Consider the following 18198-nt stretch of genomic DNA (forward strand, 5'->3'; position numbering starts at 1 on the left):
GAAAAATTGTATTTTTGTTTCTACGAATTAAACAATAGATTCTATTGTAGCAAAACCCAATAATTTGTATTATACAAAAGCCGTTTGTATTTTACAGCACAAATAATTTTATCAGGAATTTTAAATATCTTTGACTTATGAGCACACTAACAAAACCAAATCATATAGGGCGAAAAATAAGCCGTATTCGTGAACTTCGTGATATGAAACAGGAAGCATTGGCACAGGCTTTAGGCACCAACCAACAAACGATTTCTGCTATTGAAAACAGCGAAACAATCGACGAAGAAAAGCTGAAGGCAATTGCCGAAGCTTTAGGTGTGTCTGTGGAAGGAATTAAGAATTTTTCTGAAGAAGCGATTTTAAATAATATCCAAAATAATTACGAAGGCTCAGTTGTTCATAGTGGACCGACGGTAAATCATAATTGCTCTTTCAACCCGCTTGATAAAGTCGTGGAACTTTATGAGCGTTTGGTTCAGGCTGAAAAAGATAAAGTGGCGTATTTGGAGAAGTTGTTGAAAGGGAAGTAGTATTGTTTTTTCTTATTTTCTCAAAAATGTTTTTTTATCAACAAAGCGCAATCTTTAACCTACAAAAAGTAATGATTATTGCCTTTATAAAATAAAAGCCGTAAATTTGTCACTACAAATCTTAATTTAACATGTAAAAAAAACAGCATGTTACAACTTAAATATGCATTTTAAAAACGACATAGAAAAAATTGGAAATACAATCATTTATCTAGCAGATAAAATTGATGATTTGTCTAAAACTAAACTTTTAAAGATTCTCTATTTGTTGGATGAATTTTCTATTAAAGAGTTTGGATTACCTTTTCTAAATTTAAAATATGAAGTTTGGCAATTAGGGCCTGTATCTCAAGAAATATTTGTTGACCTATCAGACGATCCGATAATTCTAAAAGATTATATAGAAATAAATACTTTAGAAAATAAAAGATACATCAAATCTAAAAAAGCATTTAACGATGATGAATTTTCAGATAATGAATTAGATCTTTTAGAAAAATTAACACAAACAGTAAAGAATCAACCTGCTTATGTTTTAATTAATTTTACGCATAAAAAAGATTCTTTATGGTACAACACAGCATCTCGTCACAATCTTATTGAAAAATTTGAGATGGGTGTAAAAAACAGCTCGAATGTGGAATTGAATTTTGAGGAAATTTTAAAAAACGAACCTCTTAAGCTTTCCATTTATAATCATCATAAAAAGCTTGAATCAAGTTTAAGCGGATTTAGAATTCGTTAATATGAAGGACGGGACTTTATTACATATTCCTAATTATGTTTTCGAAAATGGTGATTCAAAAAATAAATTCTTTTTACTGTTAAAAGAAGTAGATAGTGTACAATTGATAGTTTCATTGCCATCGAGCATTCAATACTTCCCATCAGATACAACAATAAATCATGGTTGTATAGATTTAATAGATGCCCAACAAACCACATATTGTTTTAAAGCTAATTATATCTTAGATTCGAACAATAGTTTTTCTTTTTCAAAAGATACTTATTTACATGGATGCTGGTTAAAAGAAATTGACAAAACTTTATTCTTTCAAACTTATCCTATTCCAGATTTTCATTATGAAATTAAAGGCGTTTTAGATCAAACTGAACTTGAAAACATAATAGAGTGTTTTAAAAATTCACCATCAGTTAAAAGAAGACTAAAAAAATTACTATAGATTCTTAAACAAGATCTAAATTAGTACAAAAGCATAAAAAAAGCGCCGTAATCCCAATAATCACGGCGCTTTCCTATTTTATTTAAAAATCAGAGCAATTAAACCCCTAATTTCTTAGCAATCTCAGTTGGAATTCCTCCTTTGTTTACTAATAATGCTGTAGTTTTATATTTTACGAAGTTCTTAGTTACAAACAAGAAACCTTTGTAGTCGTTTGTTTCTCCCCAAGAATTTTTTACGATATAGTATTCTTTACCAGTTTGATCTTTTGCTAAACCAATAATGTGCATTCCGTGGTCGTCTGTTGTAGCGTAGTTGTCAAACGCAGCCTGACGCATTTCTGGAGTAATTTCTGGTTCTGCTTTTGGTCCGTTAAACATGTCTGCTTTTTCTTCTGCAGTCATATCATCGAATTTTTTGCTTGGAACGTAAGCTACACCATTTTTCCAGCTGAAACTTTTCTCGCTAACATCTGTTGCCCAAGCTACAGTATATCCTTTTTTCAAAGCATTGTCGATAACATCTGTCATATCGTTTACTTTTACGTTGTAAACTTGATCCAATGACCAGTTGTCTGGCACCATCATCGTCGTTTTTTGGTAGTATGGCGTATTTGTAAAAGATGATAATTCTACATACTCATCTGGATTAATTCCTACTACTTCTTTAGCGAAAGATTGCGGTGTATAGTTTTTTCCTTTGTAAGTAAAGTTTTCTGGTGCTTTTCCTAGATAAGAATCAATAACTGCTGCATACGCTTTTTGCCAGTTTGGTGTCAATTCTCCGTTTGGATTTTTAACAACTGCTGTCAAAACTCCTTCGATAAGAGCGGCCATTTCGCCAAATTTATTTTTATCTGTTCCGTAGTTTAGTCCTGTGTAAACTTCTCTTGGTACAGTTCCGTATTTTTTATACATGTTAATTACATCGTGCAAAGCTCCTCCGTCTCCAAGTGTAATTGCTCCGTGCATACGAACGTAGTTAATCCCTTTCTCAACATATACATTTCTTGCAGAATAAATTTGAGATAACTCAACCGGCTGTTTTCCTAAACGAATCATTTCTGACTCTAAGAATGAATTTGTTGAGTAACTCCAGCAAGTTCCAGATGAACCTTGAGTTTTTACTGATGTTGTTCCTAAGTTAATTACTTCTGTAAATTTGAAGTTCTCTTTACTTTTGTCGCTCGCGTTTAGTTTAAGTGAGTTTACTAAAACGTCCTGCGCAAAACAGCCTGCTGTTCCAGCCAAGAATACTGATGCTGCAAACACTGATTTGAATGAAAATGTATTCATAATTGATGTTTAAGGTTTAACAAAATTAGTCTCTAGTGTTTCTAATTTGTTACAAAACAATTAAATTTTTTGTAATTTGTTGCTATTGTGCGGTTAATTTTTTCACAATCTTTTAATTAAGGTGTATAAGATTACAAATTATGCAAAACTAACAATCGGTTTAGAATCAAAATGCAGTTCTAATGAAATAAGTGGTAATTTGGTTTCGGAAAATTGCGAAAACCAAACTCGAAATGTACGAACTGGAAAAAGAAAAATATCTGGGCAACACCAAAAACATCTTCAATACCGATCAAGGAATTGCGGTTGTAGAAACCGAGTATCAAAATAAGGTTTACGAAGGCTGGCATTCGCATAATAATGCGCATATTACACTTTTTCTAAAAGGAGGCACAACCGAAAAACGCAAGAATTCTACGGAAACGGTCGGCTCTGGTTCTTTGTTATTTTATCACAGCGACGAATTGCATTTGAACCAAGATACGCTTTTTCCATCCCGAAATATTAATATTGAAATTGAAGAAGGACTTTTAAAAGAACTTCAAATTGATGAAGCAATAATCGAAAAATCGATTCAGAACAGCACGTTTACCAAATTTTTGATCTTGAAAATTTTTAAAGAAACGCAGACAGCTGATACTTTTTCTAACGATACTATAAAAATGCTATTCTCGCAGCTGGCAGCAACGAATAATTATTTGGAACGCTACGAAAAGAGTCCGTTTTGGGTAAAAAGTCTAAATGAATTATTAAATGACTGCTGGAACGAAAACCCGAATTTACAGGATTTGGCGCAGGTTTTAAATTTAAATCCCATTACCATCTCCAAGCATTTTCCGAAATATTTTGGCTGTACTTTGGGCGAATACATGCGGAGAATTAAAGTTAACCGTTCGCTTTCGCTGATACAATCTCAAGAAAGTAATTTGACCGAAATTAGTTTCCAATGCGGTTTTGCCGACCAAAGCCACTTTATCCGAACTTTTAAAAACCAGACTGGATTTTTACCCAAACAATTTCAAAAATTATAAAGAAGGCAAATTTCATTCTATTTTTTGATTTTGATGCCAATTACTTTTGCTTCATCAAATCATATAAATCAAACCAATGGAAACGCTTACTTTAAAACAAAAAACTTTTAATTCTCCTATAACCAAAATTATTCTTGCCTTACTTACTTTTATGGCAGTTGTAATTATCGGACAGCAAATTGCTGCAAAATTACTGGCATTGACTTCGCTGGAAAAAGATTACAGAAATCTTTTAAAAGGACTTTTTGTTACGACTGCAGCTGTTTTGAGTTATATTGTTTTCTTCAAAAAGTACGATAAAAGATCGGTGACAGAATTTGCTTCAAAAGGGATTTTGAAAAATCTTAGTACTGGTGTTTTATTTGGTTTTCTTCTTCAATCACTTACCATTTTAGTAATTTACCTCAACGGAAGTTATAGTGTTGTGTCTGTAAATCCAATTTCGTTTATCTTGATTCCGCTGGCAATTATGTTTACTGTTGCTATTATTGAAGAAATATTAGTTCGCGGTATTGTATTTAGAATTATCGAAGAAAAACTGGGAAGTTATATTTCACTGCTAATTTCTGGAGTTATATTCGGAGCTTTGCATCTTGTGAATCCTCACAGTAGTTTTCTTTCGACTTTATGTATTACGCTGGCAGGATTTTTATTGGGTGCTGCTTTTATTTACAGCCGTAATTTATGGTTTCCAATTGCAGTGCATTTTGCTTGGAATTTTACACAATCGGGTATTTTTGGAACAATTACTTCTGGAAATGAAAAAACACCTAGTTTATTAACAGCCAAAATACAAGGCTCAGAATTAATTACCGGAGGAGAATTTGGTCCCGAAGGGAGCATTCAGGCAAGCGTAATTTGTCTTATAGGAACGATAATATTACTGGTATTGAGTAACAAAGAAAATAAGATTGTTAAACCGTATTGGAATAAATAAAGCAAAGAACACTCAGGAAGGAAAGGGCTTCGACTTCGCTCAGCCTGACAATTAGTGGTGTTAAAAAATAAAATTTTAAGTTTGATTTCCCGGTAATAATTATCGGGAATTTTACTTTTCAAAATCAACAATCAACAATCAACAATCAACAATCAACAATTAACAATTATCTCAGCCAATTACTTCCAAAAACAATATAATAAGCCCAATCTTCCGGACCTCTGGCAACATCGACTCCCATTCTGAGTTTGAATTTTCGAGCTAGTAAATATCTAAAACCCGTTCCGTAACTGTAGACAACAGGTTTTGCAAAAGCTTTGTCCCAATCGTTAAAAGCGCTGGCAAGACCGCCATATCCCATAAGACTCCACCTTCTGTAGACATCCCAGCGTAATTCGGCTTCGGTTACAATACTTGTTTTTCCCTGATATCTTGCTGCAGGAATTCCTCTTAAATTGATTCCCGGTCTTAAATAAAAAGGCGGGTTCCCAAACGCCTGTTCCCCTTCAATCCTCAGCCCGCCAATTAATTTTTTAGTTAATGGATAATAGCCTATTGCAGATAAATTGACGCGCCAGGCATCATAATCACTTCCCAAAATATTATCTGACCAAAAGAAATCTGATTGAAGCCTGATTCCTTTATCTGGTGTAAATATATTGTCGCGTCCGTCAAATTGTAATGCTCCTCCAAGCTGGCTCACTGTACTTTTAATATCTTTTGGCTCAACAAACGGCGGCGGGAGATTTACATCGGGCAGGTTTATTTTAGAATTTAAAAAAAGAAATTGAGGTCCCGCGCTCCATTTTGGATTGTTAAATTGTTTGAGCCATTGGGTATAAAAAATAGTAGACTTAAAATTGAGTTTGAATTCCTCATCTGCCAGATTTGGACGATTGTTGGCATAAAACGATAAATTCATATCGCCGTAACCTGCCATGACACGATATAATATTTTGGGTTTAATAAGTGTTCCCGAACGAAAAGCGCCTACCATCCAGCTTTTGTTTCCGGTGTACATTCCGATTCCTCCAGTTATATCTGGATTTATAAACCGTTTTTTTCCGTTTTCATCTACAACAGGTGCGTGCTTTTTTAGGAAAACGGGCACGATTGCACCTCCTATTCCTCCCAGAGCGGGTTCTGTAATTATGGTTGGCACAACAATAAAGCCGTGCGCATAAATAATGTAATCGCTTAAATCGAATGCGCCGTCGAGAGAATCTTTAACACTTATATGCGGTTTTTGTGCATTTATAACATTAAACGACAAGAGAAACCAAAGCGAGAACAAGATAATTTTTTGTGTTGTTTTTTTGTTTTTCATATAAGAATCTAAATCGTTTTACATTTAAAAATCACCTTATATTCTTCGATCTCATCTATTCCTTTTTCTTGAAGCTGAAAACATGTGCCAATGTGATAAAGAAAGTATTTCCTTGAAATCTGTTTATGGCATTTACTTCTCCAATCCATCTAAAACCAGCCGAAGTCATACAGCCAATATGCAGATAATTAATCTCGGCGCCAAGTCCGCCAACGTGATCTTTATCTGGTTCCAAAAGCAGGGTTCCAACTGGAATTTTATCATCGGAGACTTTGTATTGCAGGTAATAAATTAATCCTGCGTTCAATATTCCTTTTGGTGCTGTTTTTTCTGCATTCATACAATAAAAAGTCTTTCCTAAACCGCCTTCAATACTTAAAATGTCACCCGTTTTTATATCAGTATCTTTTTTCTTTCCGTTGATTTCATAAGCCGCTAATGCAGAAAAATGAAATGTTTTTTTGTCATTAAAGAACAAAGTGGTTCCTGCCGAAATCTCATTCATAAACATCCCTAAACCACTATTTTCACTGCCTCCAAATTCATATTTTCCTGTTGGAAGATACAATTGGTAGCTGAATACAAAATCGGCTCTTTTATTATGCCATCCTAACTGAATGGGTTGTACATACATATCTGTAAAAGCAAAATCGCTCTTTGAATCGACGTAACTTCCTTGAATGGTATTGGATGCTCCAGCCACTAAAATCGCCGCACCATAATTGGCTCCTAAAATTTTAAAATCGCTTATGTAAGATGCTCCAGCACCGGTTATAAACATGGTTAAATCTGGATTTCCCATTTTATCGCCATCACTATTTCGCAGAGAAGATGCGGTGTAAATGTAACCTGGAACATATACACTTAAAGTATTTTCTGGAGCCTGAGTTCCCGATTGAAGTCCCATAGCGCCCAAAATATGTCCGCCTTTTAACTGTGCATTGGTATAAAAAGAAACCAATAATAGCATTATTGCTAGAATTGATTTAATTGATTTTGAAGTATTAATTTTTGTTTTCATGCTGAAACGTTTTAAAATTAATCAAGACTTTACTGCAGCTTTTAATAACTGATTTAGAAGTAATTTTTTATTTAAAATAGTACGCACTTGCACGATCAGGATTTATTCTAATGGTTTTAAAATATTCTGACGGCGATTTTCCGGTATGTTTTATAAATGCTCTAAAGCAGGTTGTTCTGGATTTAAAACCAGAGCCCCAAGCCATTCCTTCGAGCGATAAATCTTTCCACTCTGGATCGTTTATTTTGTCTTTGAAATATTCAATTCTTTTGAGATTGACATAATCCTGAAAATGAAGTCCAAATTCAGAATTAATTAAATTGGATAAATGATGAACAGATATTCCTGTTTCTTCAGATAGGTCTCGGATAACGAAATCTTTCTTTAAAAAGAGTTTATTAGCATTTAAAACGTAATCCAGTTTTAATAGATAATCTTCTTTTTTCTCCATTGTGAGTTCGTGCGCGATTGGCAGAGAGGTTTTAATTTCTTTAGATTTTACTGCAATACTAATGTCACTGACAAAATCGAAAGTTTCCTCTTCGTCGTGAAAAATATGAGGTTTGAAATAAAGCCAGCCAACCGTAAAAAACAAAACAGAAGAAATTAAGAAATAGCAGGAAAGATCTACAACACCTATTTTTCCTTGTAGAAAATGATGAACAAAAAGTGCTGAAAATAAAAACAAAATCATAAGGTTGTAAACCCTGATCCAATTGATAACTTTAATTTGATGAAATTCGTTTCCTTTAAATTTTTTCAGATCATAGTTTAAAATCAACATGGTTTGAAAAAAGACATAAGAAAGCCAAATCGTCAAGGTTAAAATAGAAAATGGACTTTTGATTTTGACAGCAATATAATCTACAATTTTTAAGTTTGTAAAACTTCCAATATATACAAAAAGTGTAAGGGTAAAATAAATAACAAAAGGCACAAAATGAAGCCAGTCATACTTTCTAATTTTTTTACCCTGAGATAAAATATTTCGGACATACAAAAAAGAACATGGAGCGGCTAAAAAGATAAACGATTTTGTAATTGTAAATAATTCTGGAAACTCTTTGAATATGTTTGCCGATAGATAAAAATTATAAATACTCACCACAGCAAGACTCAATAAAAACAGTCCCAAAAAGAAACTTTTTGAATAATTTTTTCTGGAAAAAATAACCCTAATCGAAGTAGCAAGACCTGCAATTACGGCTATAAAAAAGAATAGCGAGAGTAAAATATCGATCATTTTTTAAGTTTAAATTTGTTTGTTGGACTTCTTAAAAAAGAATTTCGAAAGAGGGGACTTTCATTTTAGGAAACAAATGTGCTTATTGGCTGATTAGACCAAGCACATTTGCTTTTTTTTTAGATCTATTTCTAGATTATTTTTGCTCTGCTCCCGGAGGAAAACCAGCTAATATTTTTTTGATAGAAGCATTGATAAATTCCTCTGGATTATCTGGTTTACTGTCAATTTCAGCATTCCCAATACCCTGCCAAACCAGTTTTTGTGTTTTGGTCGATACAATATCAATTACCAGCGAGCCATCTACATAATCATAAGTATTAAATGTAGTATTGGCACCGCCCATCATGGCACCGCCACCCCAATATCCGTAAGGGCGATACATTCCCCCATATCCATAGAAGTCCGTATTGGCACTAACAGAAGTTTTATTTTTTAAAATGGAAACGGCATTTACTTTTAAATCTGGATTGTCAGATTCTGTAAATCCTTTGGCAAGCATTTCATTTCGAATTGCTTTTGTCACACGATCGACATTTAACTGATTAACCTGACCCTGCTGCGCTTTCAAATCGTATACCGCAAAAGTTTTATATTCGCCGAAATTGGCAGAATGGTCATAGTCTGATGTGACTTTTACAGTTGGAGAGCAGCTGTAAATTAATCCCAAAAATAATATTGGGAGTATACGAAGATTTGTTCTTTTAATATTCATGTTGTAGTATTTAAATTGTTAATTAAATCAGTTTAACTCGAATGTATTAAAATCTTAAAAATCTTGAATTGAAAGGCGTAGAATGAATATAGAATTATTAAAATAGCATAAGTAACTATTTAGCAATTACTTAGCTCATTCTCAAAGATAAATCATTTTATTTAATTAATATTAAAAAAATAAATAAAATCTTACTATATTTTTTTCTTCAATTACCCTGCAGATTTTCAAAATTATTTACCTTGTACAACTACATAACTGTCTTGCCCATCTTTTGAAATTGGCTGATAATAGACATTATTGTAGATCATATATTTTTGTCCGTCGATGGTTTTTTCTTCGGCACCTTCTGGCAAGTGTGAAACTACTGCTCCAACTGGCGGCGTTACGACCTTATATTTTGAGGTATCTTTTATATAATAAGTTCCGCCATAATAATAGTATTCTACTCCAGAAACTGTAATTGTCGTATATCCTTTAGGCAATTCAGGAATGGCTGCTCCCAATGGTGCAGGAACTACTTTGTAACCATTAGAGTCTTTTACATAATACACGCCGTCATCATAATTGTAGCTATTATTTTCTACAGAAATAACTATTGCAGCAGTTGTTAATGTGGTTAAAAAGAACCCTACAGGATACCAAGTTGGCCCCCAATAATAAGGTACAAATGGATGATAGATGTATGGAAACGGCACCGGATAAGGATGAAACGGAGGCGGCGGCGGCAATGGTCTCGGATACGGATATGGATGCGGCGGTATTGGGCGCGGTCCTGGAGGGATTGGTCTTGGTCCCGGCGGAATTGGCCTTGGTCCAGGTCCAGGAGGAATCGGTCTTGGCGCTGGATGAGGCATTGGTTCTGGATGCGGCATTGGCATAGGCCGAGGCATTACAGCGTGAGGTCTAAAATGCCCAAAACGTTGTGCGGTAACAGATTCCGGCATTAGCATTAGTATAAATACTACTGCAAGAATTCCTGTTTTTATATTTTTAAGTATCTCTAATTTCATGACAAAGAATTTATAAATGATTATTTTTTATCTTCTCTAGACTGTAATTTTACTTTAGCGGCTTTTGGAGGTGCCGAAAATTCAAACATATATTCTGAAAAATCAGGATTGATGATCCAGTCTTTATAAACTGCTTCATATTGCGGTTTGTCTTGATCATTGGTGTAAACAATTACCATTTTCATTGGGAGATAATTATCGTCGTTTGCAATCCAGAATTGAAAACTTTTGTTTTTGTCTTTTCCTGCAATGTGAAAACATTCTTTATCGTCGATAATTGTTTTCCCTAGAAACAGTAAAGTTCCCTGCTCTGATTTTAAATCTTCTAATAATGTTTCATAAAAGAAATCTGCTGCTGGAAACTCTATTCCAAATTTTTTACTGGCTTCGTCAATAGTCTCTATAACCGATTTTGGTGCTGCTGTAACGGCATACGTATTATTGTCGAAAGAATAATAGGTTAGGTTCTTGCCATTGTATAATAAGCTACGGTTTCCTTTATCTCCTGTAGAAGTAATTTTCATTTTATCTGGAAATTTAATTGAGACTTTTTCGTGTACAGCATGTTTCACTAAGCCGAGGCTTTCGTTAAAAATGTCGTAGGTTAAAACCGCCTTGAAACTACATGACTTTATGTATTGTAATGATTCTGTCGTTCTATTTAAAATATAAACAGCCGAAGAATCAATTCGCTGGGTTTGAGCTTTAATTATACTGGTCATCATTACAAAGCCCATTAAAAACAAAAACTTCTTATTCATACTTATAATTATTTAATTAATAAAAATTATACTTCTGCGGCTATCGGTAATCTGCCTTCTTTGACAGCTTTGATCATTTTATGATAATCAGATTCGTTTTGATCTGCATACAACATCGAAAACTTTGAAACAGCATGGGCAAATTCATCGCTGTTTCCTATATATCCCGACAATATCGAAGGATCTCCAGAACGTGCGTGTGCTCTTGCAAGCGCCCATCCGCAGGCTTTGGCATAATCTGCCATGTTGGTTTCTTTCATTATTTCCAGAACGGGTTTCACTTTTGCATCTCGAAGCTGACGGATGTAAAAAAATCGGCCTTTGTCATCATTTGTCCATCCTAAAAACATATCTGAAGCGGACTGCATTAATTTTTGTCCCATCACAATTCGTTCGCCTTGATGACTGTATCTGCTTTGAGTTTTTACATGCTGTTCTAATACGCTTTGCCTAGCTTCTTTAAATTGTAAAAAAATAGGTTCTCCTGTAGCCGACATTAATAAACTAATTCCGCAGAGTGTTCCCACACTTCCTACTCCTACCACCTTTATAGCAACGTCGTGCAATGAATATCTGCTTAACAAAATTTGTTTATCGTGAGACAGTGATTTCATATATCGTTTATGAATGGTCTCGGCTTCTTTTAAAATTTCTTTTTCTTCACTTTCTGTGGGATGATAGATTAGTGGAGGTTCATCTTTTATTTTGGCACGAACTCCGTCTTGATACGTCATTTTTGCAAATTCTTTTTCGTGCGCCGTATATTCTACTGCTTTTTTAATTCGTTTGTGATGAAATTCTTTTAGCTCTTTATCGTGTCCGAGTTCAATAAGTTCAGCCAGATCAATATCGGCGTACCAAATCTGCAGCGCCGATAATTTACTGTATTCCAGCATATGTCTCTTATAGCTATCTGCAACATGCCAGGCAAATTCTTTACAACTTTTATTAGAAAATTTTTTCCATTTTCCGGCAATGGCAAAACTTGCTGCCAATCGTTTTAAATCCCATTCCCACGGACCTTGAAAGGTTTCATCAAAATCATTTATATCAAAAACCAGTTTGCGTTCTGGTGTTGCAAAACCTCCAAAATTCATTAAATGGCAATCACCGCAAAGCTGTAAATCTATTCCTGTATTGGATGTTGTTTTTAAATCTGCAGCCATAATTGCCGCCGCTCCTCTAAAAAATGCAAAAGGACTTTCCATCATTCTGCTGTATCGAATGGGCAGTAAACTTTCTATTCTTCCAAGACTGGTTTTAATCAAAATTTCGATTGGATCTTCCCGATTTTCTGCAGGCGAATATTCCTCATGAGAAGAACGCGGCACACTTTTTCTAATAGCTGTACCTTTATCGTAACGCTCTGCTTTTGATGCTAATGGATCAAATGAAATTTCGATATTTTCCAATTTTTCAGCCATGAAATCATTCTTTAACTTTACCCTACATCTGACAAAATCAATAATTAAGAAATTTTTTACCTCAGAGGTATTTATTTTAATTATATAGAAATTTAAGAACCTGGAAATACAAAAGCCACAACCGCTCTCAATCCCCAATCTGGTCTTATATCTGAATGACCTACAATTGGTATTAAAGGCATAACAGCAAACTGCATCGTTTGACCACCTAATTTTGTAATGGCTCCAACATTTGGACTAAGGGTAATTAGTGTCGTATTTCCTTCCCAGTTTTGTGTAATCTCTGAAGTAATTCCTAAACTTGCACCACTTTTGTAACTATGGGTTAAAAATATCTGGGTATAAAATTGATTGAAATCGGCTCTGTTTTCGTTTCCTGCTACGGACCATATCTGATTTGCAATGAATCCTATAGAAAGTCCCTTTCCCTGATGCATAACCAAAACACTTGGACCGACTCCAAATTTTTCTGTTCCAAGGAATTTTTCTGTGGCCGTTGGTACTAAAAAAGCAGGACCAACTCCTAAAATAATTCCCTTTGTTTTAGGGGCAAAAAATGCTGTAACGGTTGCATCGCTTAAACCAAATTCATGGCTGTTTTCTGCAATAACATCCTGCTGATCTACAACCGGAAGAATATATCGTGTAATTAAATTTAGATTTTCACTTAATTTAAAAGGAATGACCGGCTGAATATTTATTTGGTATTTTGATCCATTGTACGGACCAATTCCATACGTTAAATTATTCTGTAAAGGCACACTTATTAAACTTGCTACAGGATTTGCTAATTTATCTGCCAGTTCCTGTGCACTTGCTCCAGCTTTTTCTTCTTGAGCATATCCGTCAATACTTAAAAGAAAAAAAGGGAAAGCCAACAGCGATTTGATTAAAATTGAAAGGGATCGTTTCATAATTTTCTTTTAAGGATTAAAACACTTTTTAATCAAATGAAACAGCTCCCAATTAGCAAAAGCTGTTTCATTTTTCAATTCAAAATATTATCGTAATGCTTTATTATCATCCTCCACCGCTTCTTTTAGCAGTTGATATGGCTTTTAATTTCTCTTGTGCATCTCTAAGTTTCAAATAATTATCAATAGTAATTGGACCAGGATACAGATTACTTTGTACTACATGAGGTGGATATTTTTCATAGGTTTTGGCAAATTCTCCAATAATGTTCTGAACAGTTGGCAAAAACCAAGTTTTCTCTGTAAAGTTGTTCATGAATAAATCGTAGCGCTCTTGCGGATCTGCCCATAAGTCAAATATCTGTGGTACAGTTGCTACATAACTCGCCGCCCCTTTCCAACCTAAATTAGAATCTACCGCCAAACCTCCTGTATGTGCGCCATCATCACCTCGTAAATTAAATACTGCTTTGAATTTTCCAATTCTGATTGCTCCCGGCAATAATTCATCTTCTGTAAAATAAAACCACATTGTCCGTTTTGATTTACCTGTTCCAAATAAAACTGGCGACATATCATAACTATCAAAAATAGTTGGCTTACCGTCTCTGTCTACAGTTGGTAATTCTTGACCAGATAATGCTGCAAATGTTGCCATGAAATCCAGTGTTCCTAAAATATCATGATTTTGTGTTCCAGGTTTAATCTTTCCAGGCCACCATGCCAATGTCGGAATACGGCTTCCGCCTTCACGATCCGTTCCTTTTGTTCCTCTAAAAGGGGTGTAACCGCAGTCTGGATAAACATCCTGCCAAGTACCATTATCTACTGTGTAAATAATTAATGTATTTTCGGCAATACCAAGATTTCGAACTTCATCCATAATACGGCCAATTCTGGTATCCAATTCTACAATACAGTCGGCATATTTGTTTTTTCCTGCAGATTTCCCCGCAAAATCAGGATGAGGCAAGTTTGGCTGATGGTTTTTTGCAAAAGAGATTTCCATAAAAAATGGTTTGTCTTTTTTTGCATTTTCTTTCAGCCATTTAATAGATTCTTCTTCCGTGTATTGATCCAAAAACGGAATTACTTTTCCATCTATTTTTTTGACTTCTCTATATGGTTTTCCAGCTTCTCCTTCAAGAGCTCCTTTTGTTCCTTTTGCCCATTGTGCTCTAATATCGTCCGGCATATCTGCATTCCATTCTGGATCTGTATAGGTATAAGCATTTAAGTGATATAAGGTTACGTTTTTCATCACATCAAAACCTTGTGCAATTGGCATCGAATAATCTTCTTCTCCAAGGTGCCATTTTCCGGCAAAGAAGGTGTTGTAGTTTTTACGTTTTAAGATAGAAGCCAATGTCCATTCGGCTTTTGGTAAACCTCCACCATCTCCAGGAAAGGCAACAGTTGTCATACCGCTACGATTTGGAATTCTTCCTGTAATTAAGGCTGCTCTACCTGGAGTACAGCTTGGCTGTCCATAAAAAGACCAAAACTGCATACCTTCTTTGGCCATCTTATCTATGTTAGGGGTTGCGGCACCACGGCCTTCTCCACCGCCATAAGGACCTAAATCTCCCCATCCGGTATCATCTGACAATAATATTATAATATTTGGGCTTTTTTGAGTATAACCAACATTGGCTATTAAAAAGCAAAACAGTGCGCCAAGAACTCTTGCAAAGCGGGCTGTTTTCATTGGTTTAAAATTTGTTTTCATAGTTCGTATGGGATAAATTAAAACTCAATACTATTAATCTATTTTCTGACCTGAAATTCAAATGGGGATTTTACTACTTCTTCAAAAAAATAGATTATTGGGCTGGAAATATGGTTTTCCAATCGTCTTTCATGCTGATTACATGATATTTGTATTTGGCAGCTGTACTTAGAGATAAATTATCCTTTTCCTGATAATTGTATTCTCTGATAGAATCGTTATGATTTACGATCATTTGAAAAGAAGGATATTTACTTCCTGAAGAATATCTTAACATAGCAAGATCACCGGCCCCGCCTTCATTACCGCAGGCAAAAACGGGTCTTTGACCAATGTGCAATTGTATACCGACTGGTTTTCCTGCTTTATCATCTAAAAGATCTAAAGCTGGCAGTCTTTTTACGCTGTTTGTTGCATCATCAAAAACATATTTAAAAGATGTTCCTACTACTTGTTCTTTTGGAATACCATAAAAATCGGATGAAATAGCACGCACCAGTTCAATCGTACCTCCAGTAACAATGAAAGTTTTGAATCCGTTTGCGCGTAGGTAATTCAAAAGCTCCAATTGAGGCTGGTATCTGATTTGTTTTAATGCTGTATTTTTTCCAGGATATTTGGCACCTGAGAAGAACTCTTTTGTAGAAGCTTCAAATTCATCTTCTGTCATGCCTGTGTGTGTTGCAGCTACTAATTCGATAAGAGCTTTATCGCCGCCCTTTTCAAAAAAAGTTTTGTCTTTTTCGACAACAGCTTTAAAAGGTTGTTTTTGTGCCAATGCCGGATTGGCTTCTACCATTTTCTTTACTCTGTAAAAAGCAAATAATTCCTGAACATAAGGTTTTTCAGCCCAAAGTGTTCCGTCATTATCAAAAGTGGCTATTCTATTTTCTATCGGAATAAAATCCGGACTTCCTTCTTTAGTAACTTTTGTAACATAATCTATAATGTCTTTTTTTAGGGCACCATCATTCCAACTTGGTAATGGATCTCCAGTTGTAACCGTGGCTGCTGTACTGTCTTTAGTACTTGTAGTGGTAACCGTATCTGATTTTTTGCACGAACCTAATAACAATAAAAATAGGGGTACAATATATAATTTTCTATACATGATCTTGATTTTTAAGTTATTGAAAAGCTTGAGTTATGGGGTAACTCAAGCTTATTATTTTTTATTCCTATTTTATTTTTTCTTCTTTGTTGCTTTTGCACTTGCATCATCAACACTTTCTTTACCATCATGAGGCATTATATTTTTCTCAATAAATGCCTTAGCTTTTATACCATTAAGTGTTTGTCTAAGAACATTTGTTGGGTTAAAACTAGGTGGAAATGAGCGTGGTGGATATTCTTTAAATGTTTCAGCGAAAGCAAAAACTTCCTGCATCATTCCGTATGCGCTCCCTACGTGATTAAGGTTCCAGTCCCAAAAAGTATTAGAAGTAATATCTGCTCTTTCAAACGGATCCTGCATAAGATTAAATATCTTTTGAAGACGAAGCTCTGTAAAAGGTTCTGCCCAAACTCCCATAGTTCCTTCTTTTCGCTGTTCAGCAAAAACATATTTGTAATCTCCTTGTCTTAAACATACTAATTGCCCGTCATCATCAGCATAGAAGAACTTATCTCTAACACTTTTTCCAGAGCCGCGAAGCAAGGCAGATTGATCAAATCCATCTAAGTGCACTTTATAATTTTTGCCATTAGCATTATATCCTGTTAGCAATTTTTTAATTAAATCTGGCTCTCCTGCAATGGAGGCCAATGTTGGCATCCAATCGTTATGTGACATAATTTCATTGCTAACTTGTCCTGGTTTAATAACCCCAGGCCAGCGAACAATACATGGAACGCGGAAAGCACCTTCCCAGTTTGTGTTTTTTTCTGAGCGAAATGGTGTCATTGCACCATCTGGCCATGTATTCATGTGCGGGCCGTTATCTGTAGAATAAACGACAATAGTATTATCAGCAATTCCTAAATCATCTAATACTTTTAAAATGCTTCCAATAGTTTCATCATGTTCGATCATACCATCGATATATTCACTATCACCATGTGTATATCTTCCTCTATGTTCTGCTCTAACATGAGTGCGAAGGTGCATACGTGTAGCATTGAACCAGCAGAAAAATGGTTTACCCGCTGCATGCTGTCTTTTAATAAAATCAATAGCGGCTGCAGATGTTTCGTCATCTACAGTCTCCATTCTCTTTTTAGTAAGCGGACCTGTATCTTCGATTCTTTGTTTTCCCACTTTTCCAAAACGGACATCAGGAATACTAGTATCATCCACATTTGTTGCTGCGCATTTCAAAACTCCTCTTGGTCCAAATTTTTTGACGTAGGCTGGGTCTTTAGGATAATCTGGTAATTCTGGTTCTTCTTCTGCATTTAAGTGATACAGGTTTCCAAAGAATTCATCAAATCCATTTACGGTTGGTAAACTTTCGTTACGGTCTCCAACGTGGTTTTTACCAAATTGTCCAGTTGCATATCCTAAGCTTTTCATAACTCCCCCTATAGAAGGATCCAGCTGACTCATACCCATAGGAGCACCTGGAAAACCAACTTTAGTTAGTCCGCTTCGAATTCCATGTTGTCCTGTCAAAAATGCGGCACGTCCTGCAGTACAGCTTTGCTCTCCATAATATTGTAAAAAGCGTATTCCCTCATTGGCGATTCGATCAATATTGGGAGTCGTATACCCCATCACACCGTCACTGTAAGCACTAATATTAGTTATACCAATATCATCTCCCCACATAACTAGAATATTGGGCTTTTTATTCTGAGCATTCGCCTCAACTATTGTGAAGCATACTAATGCGAAAAGCATTATGGCATTTCTAAGTTTACTCTGTTTCATGATAAAAAAATTCGTTAATGATCTTGTTATTTATATGAGTTTTGTAAATCCAAAAAAATAATAGGAGAAAAATGCAATTTCAAAAAACACTTTTGCCAGATGCGGCTGTATTCTTTTAAGATGTTTCAGATTTATTTTTTAAATGAAGAATCTGAAATGTTTTTTTAACTTTTTTTTAAGCTTCTCAAAATTAACTAATTAA

Annotated in this window: 17 protein-coding genes; 5 read left to right on the plus strand and 12 right to left on the minus strand. The window is 34.9% G+C overall.

Going from position 1 to position 18198, the window contains the following annotated elements; translation table 11 throughout:
* Nucleotides 1-137 precede the first annotated feature (137 nt).
* The 3 genes from BSF42_RS14300 to BSF42_RS14310 all read left to right on the plus strand — a co-directional run bounded on the left by BSF42_RS14300 (nt 138) and on the right by BSF42_RS14310 (nt 1717).
* Entirely contained in the window at nt 138-533 is a 396-nt protein-coding gene (locus BSF42_RS14300; RefSeq protein WP_095953756.1) for a helix-turn-helix domain-containing protein, read from the plus strand.
* A 163-nt stretch (nt 534-696) separates the two neighbouring features.
* Nucleotides 697-1278 (plus strand): Panacea domain-containing protein, encoded by a 582-nt coding sequence (locus BSF42_RS14305; protein ID WP_095953757.1) that lies wholly within the window; start codon nt 697-699, stop codon nt 1276-1278.
* Nucleotide 1279: 1 nt separating this feature from the next.
* A complete protein-coding gene (locus BSF42_RS14310) occupies nt 1280-1717 on the plus strand; it encodes a hypothetical protein (protein WP_095953758.1) in 438 nt (145 codons plus the stop codon).
* 98 nt (nt 1718-1815) lie between these two features.
* Here the strand turns inward: BSF42_RS14310 and BSF42_RS14315 are convergent, their stop codons facing one another.
* The gene (locus BSF42_RS14315; RefSeq protein ID WP_095953759.1) at nt 1816-3012 is read right to left on the minus strand and encodes an aminopeptidase C; all 1197 of its coding nucleotides are present in this window, start codon (nt 3010-3012) and stop codon (nt 1816-1818) included.
* Between the two features lie 233 nt (nt 3013-3245).
* Here BSF42_RS14315 and BSF42_RS14320 point away from each other — a divergent pair, with 233 nt between their 5' ends.
* Together BSF42_RS14320 and BSF42_RS14325 are read left to right on the plus strand one after the other, a co-directional pair.
* The gene (locus BSF42_RS14320) at nt 3246-4043 is read left to right on the plus strand and encodes an AraC family transcriptional regulator (protein ID WP_095953760.1); all 798 of its coding nucleotides are present in this window, start codon (nt 3246-3248) and stop codon (nt 4041-4043) included.
* 76 nt (nt 4044-4119) lie between these two features.
* Nucleotides 4120-4980, plus strand: coding sequence for a CPBP family intramembrane glutamic endopeptidase (locus tag BSF42_RS14325; protein ID WP_095953761.1), 861 nt, complete (start codon nt 4120-4122; stop codon nt 4978-4980).
* Between the two features lie 166 nt (nt 4981-5146).
* On the opposite strand, the gene BSF42_RS14330 is transcribed toward BSF42_RS14325, so the two are convergent.
* The 11 genes from BSF42_RS14330 to BSF42_RS14380 form a co-directional block, all read right to left on the minus strand.
* Entirely contained in the window at nt 5147-6307 is a 1161-nt protein-coding gene (locus BSF42_RS14330; RefSeq protein WP_095953762.1) for a BamA/TamA family outer membrane protein, read from the minus strand.
* Between the two features lie 55 nt (nt 6308-6362).
* Nucleotides 6363-7328 (minus strand): transporter, encoded by a 966-nt coding sequence (locus BSF42_RS14335; RefSeq protein ID WP_095953763.1) that lies wholly within the window; start codon nt 7326-7328, stop codon nt 6363-6365.
* Nucleotides 7329-7395: 67 nt separating this feature from the next.
* Nucleotides 7396-8571 carry an AraC family transcriptional regulator gene (locus tag BSF42_RS14340; RefSeq protein WP_095953764.1) on the minus strand — a complete coding sequence of 392 codons (1176 nt, stop codon included), beginning with the start codon at nt 8569-8571 and terminating at the stop codon, nt 7396-7398.
* Nucleotides 8572-8707: 136 nt separating this feature from the next.
* Nucleotides 8708-9286 (minus strand): DUF4136 domain-containing protein, encoded by a 579-nt coding sequence (locus tag BSF42_RS14345; RefSeq protein ID WP_095953765.1) that lies wholly within the window; start codon nt 9284-9286, stop codon nt 8708-8710.
* A gap of 233 nt (nt 9287-9519) precedes the next feature.
* Nucleotides 9520-10299 carry a DUF6515 family protein gene (locus BSF42_RS14350; protein ID WP_095953766.1) on the minus strand — a complete coding sequence of 260 codons (780 nt, stop codon included), beginning with the start codon at nt 10297-10299 and terminating at the stop codon, nt 9520-9522.
* Between the two features lie 20 nt (nt 10300-10319).
* Nucleotides 10320-11060, minus strand: a complete 741-nt coding sequence (locus BSF42_RS14355; RefSeq protein ID WP_095953767.1) for a DUF2092 domain-containing protein — start codon at nt 11058-11060, stop codon at nt 10320-10322.
* 26 nt (nt 11061-11086) lie between these two features.
* Nucleotides 11087-12484 carry a DUF2252 domain-containing protein gene (locus tag BSF42_RS14360; protein WP_095953768.1) on the minus strand — a complete coding sequence of 466 codons (1398 nt, stop codon included), beginning with the start codon at nt 12482-12484 and terminating at the stop codon, nt 11087-11089.
* 92 nt (nt 12485-12576) lie between these two features.
* Nucleotides 12577-13398 carry a hypothetical protein gene (locus BSF42_RS14365; RefSeq protein ID WP_095953769.1) on the minus strand — a complete coding sequence of 274 codons (822 nt, stop codon included), beginning with the start codon at nt 13396-13398 and terminating at the stop codon, nt 12577-12579.
* A gap of 106 nt (nt 13399-13504) precedes the next feature.
* The gene (locus BSF42_RS14370; protein WP_095953810.1) at nt 13505-15106 is read right to left on the minus strand and encodes an arylsulfatase; all 1602 of its coding nucleotides are present in this window, start codon (nt 15104-15106) and stop codon (nt 13505-13507) included.
* A gap of 115 nt (nt 15107-15221) precedes the next feature.
* Nucleotides 15222-16238, minus strand: a complete 1017-nt coding sequence (locus BSF42_RS14375) for an HAD family phosphatase (protein ID WP_095953770.1) — start codon at nt 16236-16238, stop codon at nt 15222-15224.
* 72 nt (nt 16239-16310) lie between these two features.
* Nucleotides 16311-17996 (minus strand): arylsulfatase, encoded by a 1686-nt coding sequence (locus BSF42_RS14380; RefSeq protein ID WP_095953771.1) that lies wholly within the window; start codon nt 17994-17996, stop codon nt 16311-16313.
* Between the last annotated feature and the right edge of the window lie 202 nt (nt 17997-18198).

The sequence above is a fragment of the Flavobacterium sp. ACN6 genome, from assembly GCF_002304005.1.
Taxonomy (GTDB): domain Bacteria; phylum Bacteroidota; class Bacteroidia; order Flavobacteriales; family Flavobacteriaceae; genus Flavobacterium.